The organism is Bacillus sp. RC240 (genome assembly GCF_044907945.1).
In the GTDB taxonomy this organism is placed as follows: Bacteria; Bacillota; Bacilli; order Bacillales; family Bacillaceae_G; genus Bacillus_A; species Bacillus_A mycoides.
The window spans coordinates 552,632-569,385 of sequence record NZ_JBIYCT010000003.1 but is presented as its reverse complement, the minus strand read 5'-3'; the positions used below and the strand labels follow the sequence as shown (position 1 = coordinate 569,385).

22 protein-coding genes and 2 pseudogenes are annotated in these 16,754 nt (G+C 32.3%); 14 read left to right on the top strand and 10 right to left on the bottom strand.

Translation table 11 applies throughout. The features are described 5' to 3' along the window. The first annotated feature begins 240 nt into the window (after positions 1–240). Positions 241–525, top strand: coding sequence for a hypothetical protein (locus tag ABH955_RS14650; RefSeq protein WP_129146861.1), 285 nt, complete (start codon positions 241–243; stop codon positions 523–525). Positions 526–909: 384 nt separating this feature from the next. Here the strand turns inward: ABH955_RS14650 and ABH955_RS14645 are convergent, their stop codons facing one another. Both ABH955_RS14645 and ABH955_RS14640 read right to left on the bottom strand, forming a co-directional pair. Next, positions 910–1,275: a cupin domain-containing protein gene (locus tag ABH955_RS14645; RefSeq protein WP_050001571.1), complete on the bottom strand. Its 366-nt coding sequence runs from the start codon at positions 1,273–1,275 to the stop codon at positions 910–912. Between the two features lie 268 nt (positions 1,276–1,543). Then, entirely contained in the window at positions 1,544–1,873 is a 330-nt protein-coding gene (locus tag ABH955_RS14640) for a hypothetical protein (RefSeq protein ID WP_016083241.1), read from the bottom strand. 151 nt (positions 1,874–2,024) lie between these two features. Here ABH955_RS14640 and ABH955_RS14635 point away from each other — a divergent pair. Then, positions 2,025–2,315: pseudogene (locus ABH955_RS14635) on the top strand (Tn3 family transposase); the annotation flags it as partial. A gap of 229 nt (positions 2,316–2,544) precedes the next feature. On the opposite strand, the gene ABH955_RS14630 reads toward ABH955_RS14635, so the two are convergent. Together ABH955_RS14630 and ABH955_RS14625 are read right to left on the bottom strand one after the other, a co-directional pair. Beyond that, entirely contained in the window at positions 2,545–2,661 is a 117-nt protein-coding gene (locus ABH955_RS14630; protein ID WP_002069235.1) for a YjcZ family sporulation protein, read from the bottom strand. 268 nt (positions 2,662–2,929) lie between these two features. Next, positions 2,930–3,400, bottom strand: coding sequence for a hypothetical protein (locus tag ABH955_RS14625; protein WP_404455681.1), 471 nt, complete (start codon positions 3,398–3,400; stop codon positions 2,930–2,932). A 273-nt stretch (positions 3,401–3,673) separates the two neighbouring features. Between ABH955_RS14625 and ABH955_RS14620 the strand changes: the two genes are divergently transcribed. The 3 genes from ABH955_RS14620 (at position 3,674) to ABH955_RS14610 (ending at position 4,640) form a co-directional block, all read left to right on the top strand. Then, positions 3,674–4,063 carry a YflT domain-containing protein gene (locus ABH955_RS14620; protein WP_242311198.1) on the top strand — a complete coding sequence of 130 codons (390 nt, stop codon included), beginning with the start codon at positions 3,674–3,676 and terminating at the stop codon, positions 4,061–4,063. Between the two features lie 50 nt (positions 4,064–4,113). Next, positions 4,114–4,314: a CsbD family protein gene (locus tag ABH955_RS14615; protein ID WP_404455684.1), complete on the top strand. Its 201-nt coding sequence runs from the start codon at positions 4,114–4,116 to the stop codon at positions 4,312–4,314. 74 nt (positions 4,315–4,388) lie between these two features. Further along, positions 4,389–4,640, top strand: coding sequence for a GlsB/YeaQ/YmgE family stress response membrane protein (locus ABH955_RS14610; protein ID WP_000522902.1), 252 nt, complete (start codon positions 4,389–4,391; stop codon positions 4,638–4,640). Between the two features lie 164 nt (positions 4,641–4,804). Here ABH955_RS14610 and ABH955_RS14605 read toward each other — a convergent pair whose 3' ends face one another. Then, positions 4,805–5,005 carry a methyltransferase gene (locus ABH955_RS14605; RefSeq protein ID WP_002140674.1) on the bottom strand — a complete coding sequence of 67 codons (201 nt, stop codon included), beginning with the start codon at positions 5,003–5,005 and terminating at the stop codon, positions 4,805–4,807. Positions 5,006–5,202: 197 nt separating this feature from the next. Between ABH955_RS14605 and rsbV the strand changes: the two genes are divergently transcribed. The 5 genes from rsbV (at position 5,203) to ABH955_RS14580 (ending at position 8,596) form a co-directional block, all read left to right on the top strand. Beyond that, positions 5,203–5,541 carry an anti sigma b factor antagonist RsbV gene (gene rsbV, locus ABH955_RS14600; RefSeq protein ID WP_002011067.1) on the top strand — a complete coding sequence of 113 codons (339 nt, stop codon included), beginning with the start codon at positions 5,203–5,205 and terminating at the stop codon, positions 5,539–5,541. Positions 5,542–5,547: 6 nt separating this feature from the next. Then, on the top strand, positions 5,548–6,030 hold the full coding sequence (gene rsbW, locus ABH955_RS14595; RefSeq protein ID WP_404455688.1) for an anti-sigma B factor RsbW: 483 nt from the start codon (positions 5,548–5,550) through the stop codon (positions 6,028–6,030). Next, a complete protein-coding gene (gene sigB / locus ABH955_RS14590; protein ID WP_002188580.1) occupies positions 5,993–6,769 on the top strand; it encodes an RNA polymerase sigma factor SigB in 777 nt (258 codons plus the stop codon). The genes rsbW and sigB overlap by 38 nt, the downstream gene beginning before the upstream one ends. Positions 6,770–6,839: 70 nt before the next feature. After that, complete coding sequence (locus ABH955_RS14585; RefSeq protein ID WP_404491260.1) at positions 6,840–7,280, top strand: ferritin-like domain-containing protein; 441 nt, start codon at positions 6,840–6,842, stop codon at positions 7,278–7,280. Positions 7,281–7,453: 173 nt separating this feature from the next. Continuing rightward, on the top strand, positions 7,454–8,596 hold the full coding sequence (locus ABH955_RS14580) for a SpoIIE family protein phosphatase (RefSeq protein ID WP_404455691.1): 1,143 nt from the start codon (positions 7,454–7,456) through the stop codon (positions 8,594–8,596). 138 nt (positions 8,597–8,734) lie between these two features. Here the strand turns inward: ABH955_RS14580 and ABH955_RS14575 are convergent, their stop codons facing one another. From ABH955_RS14575 to ABH955_RS14565, 3 genes are all read right to left on the bottom strand, one after another. Continuing rightward, positions 8,735–9,592 carry a CheR family methyltransferase gene (locus ABH955_RS14575; RefSeq protein ID WP_002168988.1) on the bottom strand — a complete coding sequence of 286 codons (858 nt, stop codon included), beginning with the start codon at positions 9,590–9,592 and terminating at the stop codon, positions 8,735–8,737. A 16-nt stretch (positions 9,593–9,608) separates the two neighbouring features. Continuing rightward, positions 9,609–12,299, bottom strand: coding sequence for an ATP-binding protein (locus ABH955_RS14570; RefSeq protein ID WP_404455694.1), 2,691 nt, complete (start codon positions 12,297–12,299; stop codon positions 9,609–9,611). 206 nt (positions 12,300–12,505) lie between these two features. Next, the gene (locus tag ABH955_RS14565; protein WP_000991707.1) at positions 12,506–12,757 is read right to left on the bottom strand and encodes a hypothetical protein; all 252 of its coding nucleotides are present in this window, start codon (positions 12,755–12,757) and stop codon (positions 12,506–12,508) included. A 223-nt stretch (positions 12,758–12,980) separates the two neighbouring features. Here ABH955_RS14565 and ABH955_RS14560 point away from each other — a divergent pair, with 223 nt between their 5' ends. The 3 genes from ABH955_RS14560 (at position 12,981) to ABH955_RS14550 (ending at position 14,054) form a co-directional block, all read left to right on the top strand. Further along, positions 12,981–13,121, top strand: a complete 141-nt coding sequence (locus tag ABH955_RS14560) for a hypothetical protein (protein ID WP_404455697.1) — start codon at positions 12,981–12,983, stop codon at positions 13,119–13,121. A 36-nt stretch (positions 13,122–13,157) separates the two neighbouring features. Beyond that, positions 13,158–13,688: a general stress protein gene (locus tag ABH955_RS14555; protein ID WP_061674060.1), complete on the top strand. Its 531-nt coding sequence runs from the start codon at positions 13,158–13,160 to the stop codon at positions 13,686–13,688. A gap of 165 nt (positions 13,689–13,853) precedes the next feature. Beyond that, positions 13,854–14,054 carry a DUF4028 family protein gene (locus ABH955_RS14550; RefSeq protein WP_002186515.1) on the top strand — a complete coding sequence of 67 codons (201 nt, stop codon included), beginning with the start codon at positions 13,854–13,856 and terminating at the stop codon, positions 14,052–14,054. 130 nt (positions 14,055–14,184) lie between these two features. On the opposite strand, the gene tnpB is transcribed toward ABH955_RS14550, so the two are convergent. Beyond that, a complete protein-coding gene (gene tnpB, locus ABH955_RS14545; RefSeq protein ID WP_404491259.1) occupies positions 14,185–15,273 on the bottom strand; it encodes an IS200/IS605 family element RNA-guided endonuclease TnpB in 1,089 nt (362 codons plus the stop codon). A gap of 3 nt (positions 15,274–15,276) precedes the next feature. Beyond that, a pseudogene (gene tnpA, locus ABH955_RS14540) lies at positions 15,277–15,651 on the bottom strand (IS200/IS605 family transposase); the annotation flags it as partial. A gap of 238 nt (positions 15,652–15,889) precedes the next feature. Here tnpA and ABH955_RS14535 point away from each other — a divergent pair. After that, positions 15,890–16,201 (top strand): YbjQ family protein, encoded by a 312-nt coding sequence (locus ABH955_RS14535; RefSeq protein WP_000637510.1) that lies wholly within the window; start codon positions 15,890–15,892, stop codon positions 16,199–16,201. Positions 16,202–16,754 lie beyond the last annotated feature (553 nt).

Here is a 16,754-nt window from a genome sequence, read left to right as displayed (position 1 = left end):
CTAAGAGCATGCAAGATTTTATACAGTTTTTCGGCTAATCCAATAACAAACGAGAACCCGAAAACCCGCGCCACAATAGAAATGTATAAAAAGATGTATAGAATGATAGAAAAAGAAAAAGGCGGATTCCTTGTGAGAGTAAGGGTCCGCCTATTTCCTTGCTACTGATAATGAAACGTTATGTTAACCTAGCATGAATATGATATACAATAAAAATATAAAAAGGAGGTAATAAATTCGATGAATATAAAAAAGATGAATAAAACCACTGTGATATTATCTTTTGCTTTGATGCTTGGTATTGTAGGAATATATAGTACTGTATTAACTCAAAAAAGTACCCCTATTGTTCCTGAAAAGATTGAAGTTGCAGAATCTATCTCAACAAAAGAAAATAAGACAGAAGAGGTAGGGTATTCAGAACTAATTTCTGTAAAAAAGTCAGATAAGGATAAATTTACAGAAGAAGGTTGGAAAGAAGTTTTAAAAAAAATTCAAAGTGGAGAAGTTTATTGGGAAAAGTAAAAGAGATATTATGAATTATTACTAATCTTAAATAAACGATAAGTTAATTTCCGTTAACGAGAATTATGTAAATAAGCTATCCATATGGGCGGCGTATTGTTTTTTTGCTTAGCGTGTTTTTTTCAAAATGCTAGTGGTACCTGTAAAATGATAATAAAGTTATTTAATTTTAAACGCTCAACCAAGCATAACCCCGTTCTAAATTTAGGACGGGGTTAAAAATATAGTTGTTTAATTTTTAAAGTAAGGTATTTCACTACACTAAAAAATATAATAATAAAGTCGTTTAAAAATCTAATTTTTATTCAACAATAGCGCCCGATTGTGGAAAATATGTAACTTCCTTTTATATGTTGATCCAGAGAAAGTAACTGAATTATTGATTTAAATCCATATATTATTTTCAGCAGTTAGTTTGGAATTAGTTTCACCAGTGTTGACTACACCTTTAGGCTCTACCAGCATTATATGGCATTCCTTTTCAGCATAAGGCTTATGCTCCACACCTTTTGGTATCACATACATTTCTCCTTTGGAAAGTTTAACCTGTCCATCGCGGAATGTGATGGACATCTCGCCGTCTATCACGATGAATACCTCATCGGTGTCTTTATGATCGTGCCATACAAAATCCCCCAGAATCTTAACCAACTTAAACTGATAGTCATTCATTTCACCAATGACTTTGGGCGACCAGTGTTCACTGAATTTGGACAGTTTCTCGCTTAGATTAATAGCATTATAATTGATATAAATCCCCCCAGAACTATTCTTACCCTTATTTTACAACTTCGATAGATTAATTACTATTTTGATTAAGATCTCAAAAGTTTCTGCTGATCTTCCACAAAATGGCCCGATTGTTGAATAAAACTTAGATTTTTAAACAACTTTATTATTTTTTAAGCGACTTTATTTTAAATTAAACAACTTTTTTGTCACTTTACAGTACCCCTGATTTGAAAAATTCACTTTACTGTACATAGCAAGAACCCTGTTATCTCCACTTATAAGTGAATTATTTGTATTCCTGTCTATATAATTTAAACGAATAAATAGCTCCAATAAAGAATACAAAAGCTTCAAATAATATAAAGATTTGACGGAAATTCTCAATATCTTTACCAACTAAAGAAATAAATATAGCATTCATTAGAATTTGAGTAGTAAACATACGAGAAGTAATTTTTAAATAAATAGCATTTGTTCTTTCATCTGGTTTACCAATTTTTTTGTAAATAATAATAAGTGCAATTACTGAACCCAAAAATAGAAGTGCTGTAAGTCCTACAACGATATTGAAATTGCCTGTACTTTCTAACATCCATTTATTTAATAGATCAATCATTATTATCTTCCTTTCCTACATAAGAGAATATTTCGTTCTTCTTTTTCACTATAATAAAAAATGAAAAAGGAAAACATCGAACTTTCTTACAAACATTCGTGCATTCTTACAGTTTTGTCACTTTGTAAATGTATTCATCGTCTTGCCTTTCGCTATTTTCTTTGAAAAACATAGTGAATTACGAGAAAGAGTGCTACAAGATCAACTTCAAAGAAGTAGTGCACTAAACCTCTTAATTAATGCAATTAGTATGTGGAATACTATTTATTTAAGTGAAGCAATAAAAGCTTTGAAGAAAAAAGAACAATTTGATGAAGAATTATTAAAACATAGTTCTCCAGTAAGGTGGGAACACATTAACTTTCTAGGAGAATACCGATTTAGCAAAAGAGAAAGTGCACCAGTAGACTCTCTACAACCACTAGAAACAACTAAACAGTAAGAAACCGATGATCTCTTAGCGTACGAAATTCGCGTTTTGTGGTGCTCCCCCTGTTAGTAGTAATTTTAATATCACTATGGATAAATTACTTTTAAAACTTTACTTCCGAGAACGATAATTATGTAAATAAGCTGTCCATATGGGCAGCTTATTTTATCTTTTGTTTAGCACGGGGATTTTTTCATGAAGAAAAGACACCCATATAAGAGTGTCTTTTTCCGATAGTTTTTTAGCAGAAGCAGCTAGCTCCAACTATGATTAATAAAATAAATAATACAACTAATAAAGCAAATCCTCCAGCGAAGCCGCCGCCGCCGCAACTACCACAACTACCACCAAAGCCCATAATAGTTCCTCCTTTAGATAAGAGGATAAAACAAGGGGTCACTCATGTATTTTAACGGGTTCACTTTACTTTATGTTTTTAAGCATGAATTGAGCAGGTCCTTTTGAAAATAAAGAAAAGACACCTTATAAGGCGTCTTCCTTCGATTTGAAACATTTTAAGTTTAATAATATACGGTCTCGCCACAGACCTATTAGGCTGGAATTTTATAGTGTTTCTGAACAAAATTTTTTGCTGATTTTGAATCCTTAAGTTGATGGGGATCCTTTTACGTTTTATCATTTTTAAAAAAATCCTTCATTATCTTAGCGTCTTTAATATTCACCGTCACACCTTCAACTTTATCTTTCTTCTCATCTTTAGCAATCGTAATTTGTTCCTTATTATCACCCCACACAAGAAACTCTTCTTTTGAGTCATCTTTATATGTAACGGTTATAGTAGAATGCGCAGATGCCCTCTTTTTTTGATCTAGTGTGATTGTTTTCGGTGTTCCTTTTTGGACTGCTGAAGCGATTGATTGTATCATTTCCTCGTTATCTGTTTGAGATTTGGAACTAGTATTACTTGTTGTTCTAAACATTTCAATGTTGGTAATGTCTGCAGAGTTTAATTGAATGGCATTTTTCGTATTTTCTTGCTTAGTTGTTGGAGTATTGTTTGTAGTAGAAGTGCTTGTACAACCTATTAAAGTGAAAGATAGAACACTTAGAGCGCATATAGATATGATTTTTTTCATAGTATCCCTCCTTACGTTTAATTATAACAATTTTCTGTTATTTTAGGTAGTTATTGTAAGGAGATAATTTTGTAAATCATAGGGAGACATGTTTACTAGTTTTAATGATGTTCGTATGAATAATATGAAGCGTATATATGAAAAATATGCGGTTCATTCTCTATCAAAATCAAAATTCACATAATTTTTTTCATATTTTATGTTTAACATTTCGAAAATGGGTGTATTACATATAATATAACAAATAATTCATTTTAGAGGAGGAAGTTAAAGATGGAAACGAAGTATAGTAAGCCTTTTGTATATGAATTTATTACGGAGAAAGAGGTCATGAATGCAGCGAATGATCTAGTGAAGAAAGGAATAGACCAAAAAGATATTTACGTATTAACACATGAGAAAGAAAGGACAGATAGAATCGCAGACAATGTAGACGTGAATACAATTGGAATAAAAGAAGAGGGCCTTGGGACAAGTATTATTAATGTTTTTCAAAAAACAGGAGATCAGTTAAGAAATAAGATGCAAGAATTAGGACTTAATGAGGAAGAAGCTAACTTTTATGAAGAAAAACTGGATGAAGGGAAAATCTTGTTATTCGTTAAGGATTTAGAAAGAGTCGGTGAATGGTTACAAGAAAGAAGATGCACGTATTCTATTTAAATTCATACTCTTTAAATCTACAAATCTATTACGAAAAGGAGATTGGAAATATGAGTGAGAGCGGGCTAAAAGAACAAATTACTGGTAAAGTTGAAAAGAAAAAGGGACAAGTAAAAGAAGGAATTGGTGAAGTTACAGAAGATAGAGAGTTGAAAAATGAAGGGAAGTGGGAGAAGACGAAGGGAACTGTAAAAGAAGAAGTCGGAAAAGTGGAACAAAAGATAAGTGATGGATTGGATAACAAAGAATAATACATGTTTATCAAGCTTTGGTTAAACGCCAAAGCTTGATAAATCCATTATAAAAATATATAGGAGGTCTAATTGTGGGACTTATTATTACGTGTATTGTAGGTGGACTTATTGGTGCGTTAGCTGGAATGATTACGGGAAAAGACTTTCCTTTAGGTATAGTTGGTAATGTTATTGCCGGATTAATCGGATCTTGGGTAGGTAGTGCGTTATTTGGTCACTGGGGCCCTGAATGGGGAGGCATCTTTATTCTTCCAGCTTTATTAGGTGCAATCGTCTTTATTTTAATCGTTACATTCTTTTCTAGAATGCTACGGAAAGCGTAAGTATGATAATGAATAGTAATCTTAAGTTTATTATATGTAGCTATAAAGTTAATAAACTGATAAAAATACATTAAAAAAGCATCCAATTAAAATAATTTGGATGCTTTTTTAATGTATTTTACATAGGAATCAGTGAGGATGGCCCCACTGATTGAGATTACATATTAAGCTATCGTTACTTTTTTACAATTATTTATTCTTACGACCTGCCTTGGTTCTATATGAGATAAGTCCTCGCTATTACCTATATCAACTACAATTGTATTCGTTAGTATGTTAATAATGGAACCAATTAATTTTGTAGCATGATCGTGTCGATAAGAAAATTGAACAAAATCTCCCTTTTTAAAGCTGTGCTCTTCCATAGATAGATCCCCCTAAAAATAATGTTTATACATTATACATACACAAATTTATAAGGTTTAAACATTTGGTAGTATTTTTTTTAGTGTTAAGCTGAGAAAGGTGTAGAAAATTTATTTATAATTAAAATGAAAAAATATGTTTAAAACTAATTTTTATGGGTAATTAAATAGTAGTAGTTTGAGATAAGGGGGCGGAAATGATGAATTTGGCAATAAATATTTTGCAAAATGATTTAGGTTATACAGTACAACTTAATGGTGAGATTGATGCGTATACGGCATCAGATTTAAAAAATAAGGTAATGCCTATTGCAAGTGAGAAAGAGGTTTATATAGTAGTAGATTTTAATAAGGTAGATTATATGGATAGTACAGGTTTAGGCGTTTTTATAGCGCTATTAAAAGCAATTAAGAAAAATGATGGGAAACTAGAGTTTATTGGTGTATCTAAAAGGTTAAAAAGATTATTCGATATTACAGGACTAACAGAAATATTAAATTTGAATTCAGATTTTGAAAAAGTAGAAAGAAGGTGACTAGGGATGATGGAGAAATTTGAAAAGATAGAAATGAAAATTCCTGCAAAAGCAGAATATGTGGCTATTATTCGTTTAACAATGGCTGGTGTTGCGAATCGAATGGGCTTTGCTTATGACGATATAGAAGATATGAAAATTGCTATTAGTGAAGCATGTACAAATATTGTACAACATGCATATAAAGAAGACGTTGGAGAAATTACAATTGTCTTTGGTCTATATGAAGGGCGATTAGAAATTATGGTTGCGGATAATGGAGTTAGCTTTGATTTTAGCGCCTTAAAAAGTAAAGTTGGTCCGTATGATATTAATAAACCAGTAGAACATTTGCCGGAAAATGGTTTAGGTTTATATTTAATAAATACGTTAATGGATGATATACAAATTATGCATGATGAGGGCATGACAGTTTTAATGACAAAATATATACAAAGAGAGCAGGTGGAGAATGATGGAAATCCAATCTCAACCTACAAATCTTACTAAAGAAGACGTTATTAAACTAATTGCAGAATTCCAACAAAACCAATGTGATGAAGCGCAGGAAAGGTTGGTTAATCACTATAAAAATCTCGTATATTCCATTGCATACCGCTATTCAAAAGGTGGGCCGATGCATGAGGATATTATACAAGTAGGGATGTTAGGGCTCTTAGGCGCAATAAGAAGGTATGATTATTCGATAGGGAATGCTTTTGAACCGTTTGCAATACCTACGATAGTAGGGGAAATAAAGAAGTATTTACGTGATAAAACTTGGGGCGTTCATGTTCCAAGGCGAATTAAAGATTTAGGCGGGAAAATTAAACTTGCGATAGAGGAGCTAACAGATCACCTACAACGTTCACCGAAGATTATAGAGATTGCGAATCATTTAGGACTATCCGAAGAGGAAGTTCTAGAAATTATGGATGCTAAAAATAATTATCAAGTATCTTCCTTAGATGATGTAGTTGAAAATTCATCTGATGGAAGTTCGGTAGCGAGAATTGAATCTGTAGGTGAAGTAGAGCAAGGATATGAACAGACAGAAAGACGTCTCGTTTTAGATGATATTTTTAACGTATTAAATGATACGGAAAAGAGTGTTATTCATTATATATTTGGAGAAAATTTAAATCAAAAGGATACAGGGGAACGGTTAGGTATTTCACAAATGCACGTTTCTCGTATTAAAAGACAAGCCATAAGTAAATTGAAGCAAGCGGCGTTTTTAGATACATAAAAAATTTAAAATAATTATGTTTAAAACATGAGAAAAGGGGTAGTTATTAAGTATAGGAGGAGATATTAAAATGTCACACGATGTGAAAGAACTAATCGAAGGATTGAATGAAGATTTAGCAGGAGAATACTCGGCAATTATTATGTATAACCATAATGCAGCTACGGTTTCTGGTATATATAGACAAGTGTTAAAACCTTTCTTTGAACCTGAAATTAGTGATGAACAAGGACATGCCCTATATTTAGCGGAGAAAATTAAGACGCTAGGTGGTACACCTACTACAATCCCTTTACCAGTGAAACAAGTAGAAGATGTTAGAGAAATGTTAGAAGCAGCTAGACAATCAGAATATGAAACAATTAAGCGTTATGAAACGAGAAAAGAACAGGCAGCGAAATTAAATATGACAGAGTTAGTTGTAAAGTTAGAAGATATGATCGCAGATGAAACAAATCATATGGAAGAATTAGATCGCCTTTTAAATGACAAAGCAATGGTGTTAAATTAAAAGTGGAAATTTATAGAGTGAAAGAACAAACTCTCATTTCTAGGGGGTTTGTTCTTTTGCTGTATAAATACGTATGAGTAGGAAATTTTTATTTTATAACTGAGTATGCAATACTAGAAAAATAGAGAATGATAATAGATTTACATTTTAAATAAGAAAAGGGGAAATAACTTGTGTCCATTTTAATTGTCGATGATAATCCGGTTAACATCTTTGTAATTGAAAAAATTTTAAAACAAGCCGGATATCAGGATCTTGTATCGCTTAATTCTGCACAAGAGCTTTTCGAATACATCCATTTTGGAAAAGATTCTTCCAGGCATAATGAAATTGATTTAATACTATTAGATATCATGATGCCTGAGATTGATGGACTTGAAGTTTGTAGGCGATTACAAAACGAGGAGAAGTTTAAAGATATTCCTATTATTTTTGTAACAGCTTTAGAAGATGCGAATAAATTAGCTGAAGCGCTTGATATAGGCGCAATGGATTATATTACGAAACCTATAAATAAAGTTGAATTGTTAGCTCGTATGCGTGTGGCATTACGCTTGAAATCGGAATTAAATTGGCATAAAGAACAAGAGGAAAATCTTCGTAATGAATTAGATTTAGCTACACAAGTACAAAGAAACTTATTAAGTAGCCCATTAAGAGAAGATCATATAAAAATTGAAGCAAGTTACTTACCTTCATTCAAACTAGCTGGAGATATGTATTATTGGTATAAAATCGATGAAAACCGCTACGGTATTATATTATTAGATGTGATGGGACATGGTGTATCTGCTTCATTAGTTTGTATGTTTATTTCGTCTGTATTACGTGAATCGATTAAATGTTTAATCGATCCGGAACTTGTCATTAAAGACTTAAATAAATATATGACTCTTTTACATAATGAGAATGACAATATTCCATATTATTTTACAGCGATATACTTAGTAGTTGATACAGAAAAGAGAACAATTGAATATGTAAATGCAGGACATCCTTCTGGATACGTTTTAGTTGATGAAGAGAATGTAGTGGAACTAAATCGCGGGAGTTGTGCGGTAGGATTTTTTGATGAAATAAAAGTCGAGAAGACAGTCATACCTTTTGAGAAGAACGCTCAAATTGTATTATTTACAGATGGTGTTCTTGAAGCAATTGCAAATGATGAATTTGAGTCTGAAGAGAAGTTGCGTACTTTTACAGAAAGAAAATGGGGAGATTTAGAAGGAGAGATAGAAGGATTTTATAAGGAAGAACAGAAGAAAACACAATCAGATGATATGTGTCTAATTATGATACAAACGAATGCGAAATAAAAAGCGTATGAAATCCAAACATAGGATTTCATACGCTTTTTACCCCGCTATTTGTGGGAGATCAACTGCCCGTAAACGCCCGATTGGTGCGGGCTAATAATCAGAGGGGAATAACCCCCCTCTGATTAAAGTTTCACTTTATTGTATTTTTTGATAGATTTGTTCGTTAGGATTAAATTGGATATAATGCGGCATTATATCTGAAAAACGAAGAGTTTCTTTATTTCCTAAACATAGGAATCCATTGTGGCCTAAACTTTCATAAAATAGTTGCTGTACTTGGTTTTGAAGTTTACTCGTAAAGTAAATTAAAACGTTACGGCAAAGTATAATATGAAATTCGTTAAAAGATTGATCGGTTACTAAATTATGCTGTGCAAAAATAATGTTTTGTAAAAGGGATGGATTAAAATAAGCAAAACGATTATCTGTTGAATAATAGTTAGAAAATGCTTGTGTACCGCCAGCTTGTAAATAGTTTTTCGTATAAGTTTGCATTTTATTTAACGGAAGGATGCCTTGTTTTGCTTTTTCTAACACATTCGTATTCATATCTGTTGCGTAAATAACAGCTTTTTCACTTAATCCTTCTTCATGAAGTAAGATGGACATTGATAACACTTCTTCACCAGTTGCGCATCCAGCATGCCAAATTCTAATTTCAGGATACTTTTTTAATTCAGGAATAACATGCTCTCTTAACGCTTTAAAAAAAGTAGGGTTACGGAACATTTCAGTTACATTAATGGAGAAATCATTTAATAACTGTTCTAAAAACCCTTCCTCATGAATTACTTTTTCAATTAATTTTGAAATGGTAGGGATATTAGAGAGCTGCATTCTATTACAAATTCTTCTATAAATAGATGTGCGAGCATATTGGCGAAAATCAAATCCTGACAGTTTAAATACCGCTTCCAATAGTAATTCAATTTCTAAGTTCGTACGCTTATCCATATCTACGGATGGATCAAAATTATAATACTTATTTTCCACTTAAACTAAACCTCACTTATTTTATTAACCATACACTCATTACCGAATAGAGTTGATGTAAATTTAATGGTTTACTTATATAATCTGAAGCGCCAGCAGATAAACATTTTTCTTTATCATTTGGCATTGCTTTAGCAGTTAATGCGATAATAGGTATTTCATGTAACCCTAAATTCATTCGGATATGTTCCATCGTTTCATAACCGTCCATATTCGGCATCATAATATCCATTAAGATAAGGTCAATATTTGTATTGCTTTTTAGTATTTCTAAACACTCTATGCCGTTTTGTGCAGTAATAATGTTGGCATGTTGTTTTTCTAATGCATTTTGTAATGCAAATATATTTCGATGATCATCATCGACAATTAAAATAGTTTTCTCTTGGAAGACGTTATTTGTTTCTGGAGTAACTATAGTTTCCTCAATAACTTCAGCAGGAATAACATCTTCTATCGTTGCTGCGACTTCTAAATTGGATACTTGTATATCAGTTAACCCATTTGGAAGGTTAGGAATATATACTGTGAAAGTACTGCCTTCTCCTACATTACTCTCTAACGTAATCCAACCGCCTAATAATCTAGCAAACTCTTTACAGATAGATAATCCTAAGCCTGTACCACCATATTTCCGAATCGTTGCGCCATCTGCCTGTTGAAAAGCTTCGAAAATAAGTTGATGCTGTTCTGTAGCGATACCAATACCAGTATCTTTTACTGAAATTGTAATCCAATCATTACTTATAGACTGCATTTCATTACTCAAATTGGTTGTTTCTATCGGATCGAAATGTAAAGAGACGGATCCTTTTTCCGTGAATTTAAATGCATTGGATAATAAGTTTTTAATAATTTGCTCAATCCGCCTTGCATCTGTATAAAATAAATCAGGAATAATATCACTGTCTTCAATAGTAAATTCGACATTTTTTTGTGCAGCTATATGTAAAAAGTTTTGATGCATATTTGCTGCCATGTCACTTATGTTCGTTGCTTCAAAAATGACGTCTAGTTTTCCGGCTTCTACTTTAGATAAATCTAGTATGTCATTAATTAGAGTAAGTAAATCTTTTCCTGATGAATGAATGACGGTTGCTAATTCAATTTCATCATCGGATAAATGGTTATCATGATTTTCTCTTAACATTTCAGATAATAGTAAAATACTATTTAACGGTGTTCGTAATTCATGGGACATATTTGCTAGGAATTCTGATTTGTATTTTGAACTACGTAATATTTCGCTTGCTTTTTCTTCTAATTCTGATTTAGTAATTTGTAAGTCAGCTGTCTTTTGCTCGGCCTCTTCAGTTCTAGACTCTAGTTGTTCATTTGTTGTTCTTAATTCTTCGGCTTGCATTTGTAGTTCTTCAGCTTGCGTTTGCAATTCTTCTGATTGAACTTGCAACTCTTCTGTCATTGCTTGTGATTCATGTAAAAGCGTTTGAATTCGCATACGTCCCATAATACTATGGATGGTTAGACCTAGGTTATCAACGGTTTGTTGAATTAAATCTTGATGTAAGTCTGAAATCTCAGTTACACTTACTAACTCCATTACTGCGATCACTTCATCTTCAAATAAGATAGGGACGACTAGTAGGTTTTGAGGGCGTATTTCTAATAAGCCGCTAGTGACATAACGAAATTCTTCTGGTATTTCTCGAAGAATAAAGCTTTGTTTTTCTAAAGCACATTGCCCAATTAAACCTTCACCCATTTTAATGGATTGTTTTCCAATATCAGCACCTTGATCAGCGAAAGAAGCTTTCTTCACATAGTAGACAGTTTCTTCAATTTCTTCACGTACATAGAATGCACCGCAAGAGGTTTGCGTTTTTTGTATAACTCCACTAAGAATTTTTTTACCTAACATCTCAATAGAAGGTATACCTTGATACATTAAAATTAATTCTGCAAGCTCGGTTTGTAACCACTCTCTTTTAGATATTTCGTCTAGTAGGTGGTTCGTTGTATGAGCAAGCTCTTTTATTTCATCCCGTGTGTTTACATGAATTCTTTCAGTAATTTTTTCTTTAGAAGAAATGGATTTAATAGCTTGAATTACGTTTTTAATCGTTTTTGTAATGGAATTCGAAATATAGAGTGAAATGATAATAGAAATACAAGAAAGTAAGAACAATAAACTGTATAACCAAATCTCTAATTTATTATTTTCAGTATCTAATTGTGCAGCTCTTTTTTTCGTTAGTTGCTCCTCTACACCACGGAAGTTAGTTAGCTGCGATTGTAATGATTGAATTTGAGCCGTATCGATTGCTTGTATGTTATTACTATTATGATTTGTAATTAATGGGTGAATCTCTTTATTAATCCAACTATTGATGTTTTCATTAATCTGTTTTAACTTTTCTTGCTGAGAGGGGTTATCCTCTAATAGAGCAAAAAGATCTTGATAATGTTTTTCGTAATCCTTTTCTGCAGCGTTAAGGGATTGAACGTAATTTGCGTTATTAGAAGTAATAAATCCTTTCGCTTTATTTTCAATTGTTAGCAATTCTTTCTCCACTTGATTCGTTAAATTAAGAACTTTAAAATCGTGATCAATAATAAAATTACGAGATTTTTGTAAATTGGAAATCTCATTGTTTAACATAATGAAAGAAATAAGTAAGAACAAAATCATAACTAAATAACCAGCCATAATTTTGTAGCGAATACTAAATTTTGCTTTCGATTTCATTAAAAATTCCTACCTTCAAGGTTATTAAAAGTTTTCTATTGTAAAGAATGAAAAACGTAATATATATTATATCAGTTTTCATAAGGCCAAACTAGAAATCCCCCTATTGTATTAGGGGGTCTCGTTTTGAATAGAGGAAATCATTTTGAAATATAAAAACATATATGAAAAGTAACGATCGAGGGAATAGGGGGATAATAAAACTTTTAAGAAGGAAAGAGTGTTCTTAAAGCTTTTTTTGCATCTATTCCTTCAAAGATAAATAATACAAGCTCTCTCTTTTTTACAGTAAGGAAAAAGGATATTAATGTGCTTAAGCTTTTAATAGAAGTAAGTGTTCCATGTTTGCTTATAAATAAATTAGTTTGAAATGTTGTCATTAAAGCATAAAAATGATGAATCTGCGTTATTGTAGGTGTTTCATTATAAAGAATAGTAGTAGATTGGATTGCATTCATCGAAATATTCCTTTCCATATAGTAAGCATAACAATATAAACATACCCGTTTTAAAAAATGTTAAACATATAAATAAGAAAAAATATAATTATAGTATTTTTACGTTTAGAAAGGGTTACGAAGGGTATACATATACTACAAAGAGATTGACAGAAGATGAATTGTAAGATTTCTATTCTATAAAAATATACTTTTACTTTAAATAAAAAGGAGTCTGGTATACATGAATGAAATGATGATTGATATTACATTTGATTTAATTTACTTGTTAAGTGGTTCGCTTGTAATGCTTTTACTATTCGCTTTTTTCGTAAATGGTTATGTTAATAAGAAGGTTAGTGTATACAGAAATGAAGAAAGATAAAGATACATTATATAAAACTTTAGGAGGTTAATAGTTATGAATACAGATAGAAAAATAGTAGGTATTTTTAGAACAATTGATGATGCGGCATTCGTTATTAATGAATTAAAAGATAAAGGATACTCGGCGGGTAACATTTCAGCTATTGCGAAGGATCAAAAGGAAATTGAACATCTGGAAGAAAAATCGGGTGAAAAAGTGAATAGTGAAACGGCACATAAAGCGGATATCTTTTCAGCGACAGGGCTTGTGGCAGGAGGAGTAGCAGGCGGACTCGGTGGTTTATTAACAGGTCTTGGTATACTTGCTGTTTCTGGAATGGGTCCAATCGTAGCAGCGGGACCTATCGCAGCAGCTATTGGAGGAGCCGGTATTGGCGGAGGAGCTGGAAGTTTAATAGGAGCATTTATCGGATTAGGAATTCCCGAAGAACATGCTAAGAAATATGAAGAATACATTTACGATGGAAATATATTAATTTTAGTAGATGCAAAATTAGATGATAAGTTAGAAATCTATAAAATATTTGATAAACATAATGCTTATAACTCTGATTTCTTTAAATAATATTTGCTTCACATATCAATTATGCAAAATGTAAACATAGTGAATATCGTTTTTTGATCTTACAACTTTGGCGCGGCGAGGAGTCGTATGACTATAAGAGAGGAAGGGCTTATAGTAAAAGATCAAGTTCTATTATGATATTAAAAAGGGAAGAGGTGTCTTTTCGTGATTGTAAAAATATTAAAGGATAGTAGTAATAGTTTCCTTTGTACAGTTCAAAATCAAAATGGGGAGAAGTATGTAAAGAAATGGTTTCATAAACAGAAAAACAAGGAAGAGTTAGGGCGACCAACTTTTAAAGAAGTAGAAAAGGATTGGAAAGAAAATAGAGAATCATTTATGTATCCTAATGTTAAAGCGCTTTAGTGAACTACTCACAACTTAACGTCCTTACGGACTGTTTGAAGTGGGAGCTTCTTGGGAAGTAGATACTTTTATTAGCTATCTATATTTACCAAGCTATAAGGGTAGTACCTACCCCTAAAGAAAATACCAATTACATGGATAATTTTAGTAAGTTTATACTTGCGTTTACATCTCTATCATGATGGCTATTGCATTCAGGGCAAGTCCACTCTCTAAGGCTTAGATTCTTGACTTCCTTATTTTTATAACCACAGCAAGAACACAATTGGCTACTTGCATAATTCTTAGGTGCGATTATCAAATCGCGACCTTTCCATATTGCTTTATAGTCAAGGTGCTCTCTGAATTTAGCCCAAGATACTTCACTGATTGCTTTTGCTAATTTGTGATTCTTTTGCATGTTCTTCACTTTCAAGTCCTCAATCACAATTACTTGGTTTTCGTTTGTGATTTCATTGCTTATCTTGTGAAGAAAATCATTGCGTTGATTCGCAATCTTCTCATGAAGTCTTGCAACCTGTAACCTGGCCTTGTTTCTATTGTTTGAACCTTTCTTTTTACGCGACAAAGAGCGCTGCAGAAGAGCTAATCTTCTTTCGGCTTTTCTCAACCATTTAGGGTTCTCATATTTCTTGCCATTAGACAATATTGCAAAGTCTTTTAGCCTAACATCAATACCAACTTTTGTATCAACTTTAGGAAACAATTGCTCATTTTCTTCTACTAAAATCGATACAAAGTATTTACCAGTAGGTGTTTGAGACACTGTAGTAGACTTAATTAACCCAAAGAATTGTCTGTGCTGTTTAATCTTTACCAAGGTCTTTAGTTTTGGCAGCTTGATATAACCACTCTCAATGTAAACCGTGCCTTTTTGGTTATTTGTTGTATAACTACGATGGTTATCTTTCTTACTTTTGAATTTTGGGAATCCAACAGATTTATCACGGAAAAAGTTAGCGTATGCTTTATTCAAATTCATTTGAGCATTCGCCAACGCAAGACTATCGACTTCCTTTAGGAATGGAAATTCAGCCTTATATTGTGCAGGCGTAGGATATTTAACAGATTTATCAAGTTTATCCTGTGATTCTTGATAAGATTTAATTCTATCTGCAAGCATCTTGTTGTATACAAATCGAACACATCCAAATGTTTTTGAGAAAAACATTTGTTGTTCTTTATTTGGATAGATACGATATTTGTATGATTTTAACATTTCCTACACCTCACTTTTTCCTTGATTTTCAATATATTTCTTTACTACATCTATCGGTGAATCACCCGTAGTAATCAAGCAAAAGCTTTTTGACCAAAACATTTCTTTCCAAAGTTTCTTTCTCACATGTGGAAAGTCTCTCTTGATTAGTCGAGAACTTGCACTTTTATAAGCATTAATGAACTTTGTCATTTCTGTATTCGGATGTGCCTTGAATAAGATATGTACATGGTCTACATCATGATTCCATTCAACTAATGTGATGTTATAGTTTTCAGATAGTCGGACAAAAATGTCTTTTGCATAGTCCGACATATCATCATCAAATACATTTCTTCTGTATTTCACGACCAATACAAGGTGACAATAAAAGGCAAAGCCTTTTGGCTACGCCAAACCGAAATTCATCTCCCACCTATCGTTGGGCTACGCCCTTCACACACTTGAGGAAGGAGAATTCTTTCGGAGAATTCGTTAAATAGAATAGGCACTTTATTATTACAAAATTGTCACACTCCTGTAAGGTAATTCAATAGATTAGATACTTTTTCCGTGTCATAATAAAGACATAAGAAAGCGCATTAAAAAATTACAACTTATTAGGAGAGTGTCAGTCATGATTGTAACAACAACGTCTGGAATTCAAGGTAAAGAAATTATTGAGTATATTGATATTGTAAATGGTGAAGCTATTATGGGTGCAAATATTGTCCGCGACTTATTCGCTTCTGTTCGTGATGTTGTCGGTGGTCGTGCTGGTTCTTACGAAAGCAAGCTAAAAGAAGCTCGTGATATCGCAATGGATGAAATGAAAGAACTTGCAAAACAAAAAGGTGCGAACGCTATCGTTGGTATTGACGTAGATTACGAAGTTGTTCGTGATGGAATGTTAATGGTTGCTGTAAGTGGTACAGCTGTACGTATATAAGTAAATAAAAAACAGGCTCCCCCTTGAAGTTCATGCTTTGAGGGGATTTTTTTGTTTCATGATTAAAGTTAAAATGAAGAAGAGTGGATGGATTTTTATAGGTGGAAAAAATAAGATGAGGGCGAATGTACTAGCTCACTCAAATGATATAACCGTTTAAGTGATAAAGTTGAAAAGAAACTATAATTTACATATGTTTAAAGTGCCAAAACTTTTTCGTCAAACGTTATTGTAAAAAATGCTAGGATTGCTCCTAGCATTTCGTGAGGGGATATTGCACGGGAATTTAGATAATAAGCAGACGTACCCGCTTATTTCAAATGTAGTATATATTGTTTTCAAGGAGAAAAGTAAGAAATACAACAATCTTTATATATGTTTAACGAGAGTGTTAACTTTATGATAAATAATAAAATTGTTATTTGAGGTAAGGGGAGAAATAATGGTATGAATAACTTTAGAGGGTGTATAGTTTATAGAAATAAACGATTGAGCATGTAAGGCGTTGTATTACATAAAATTTATAAAGCATTGGAGGCAGTCACATTATGTT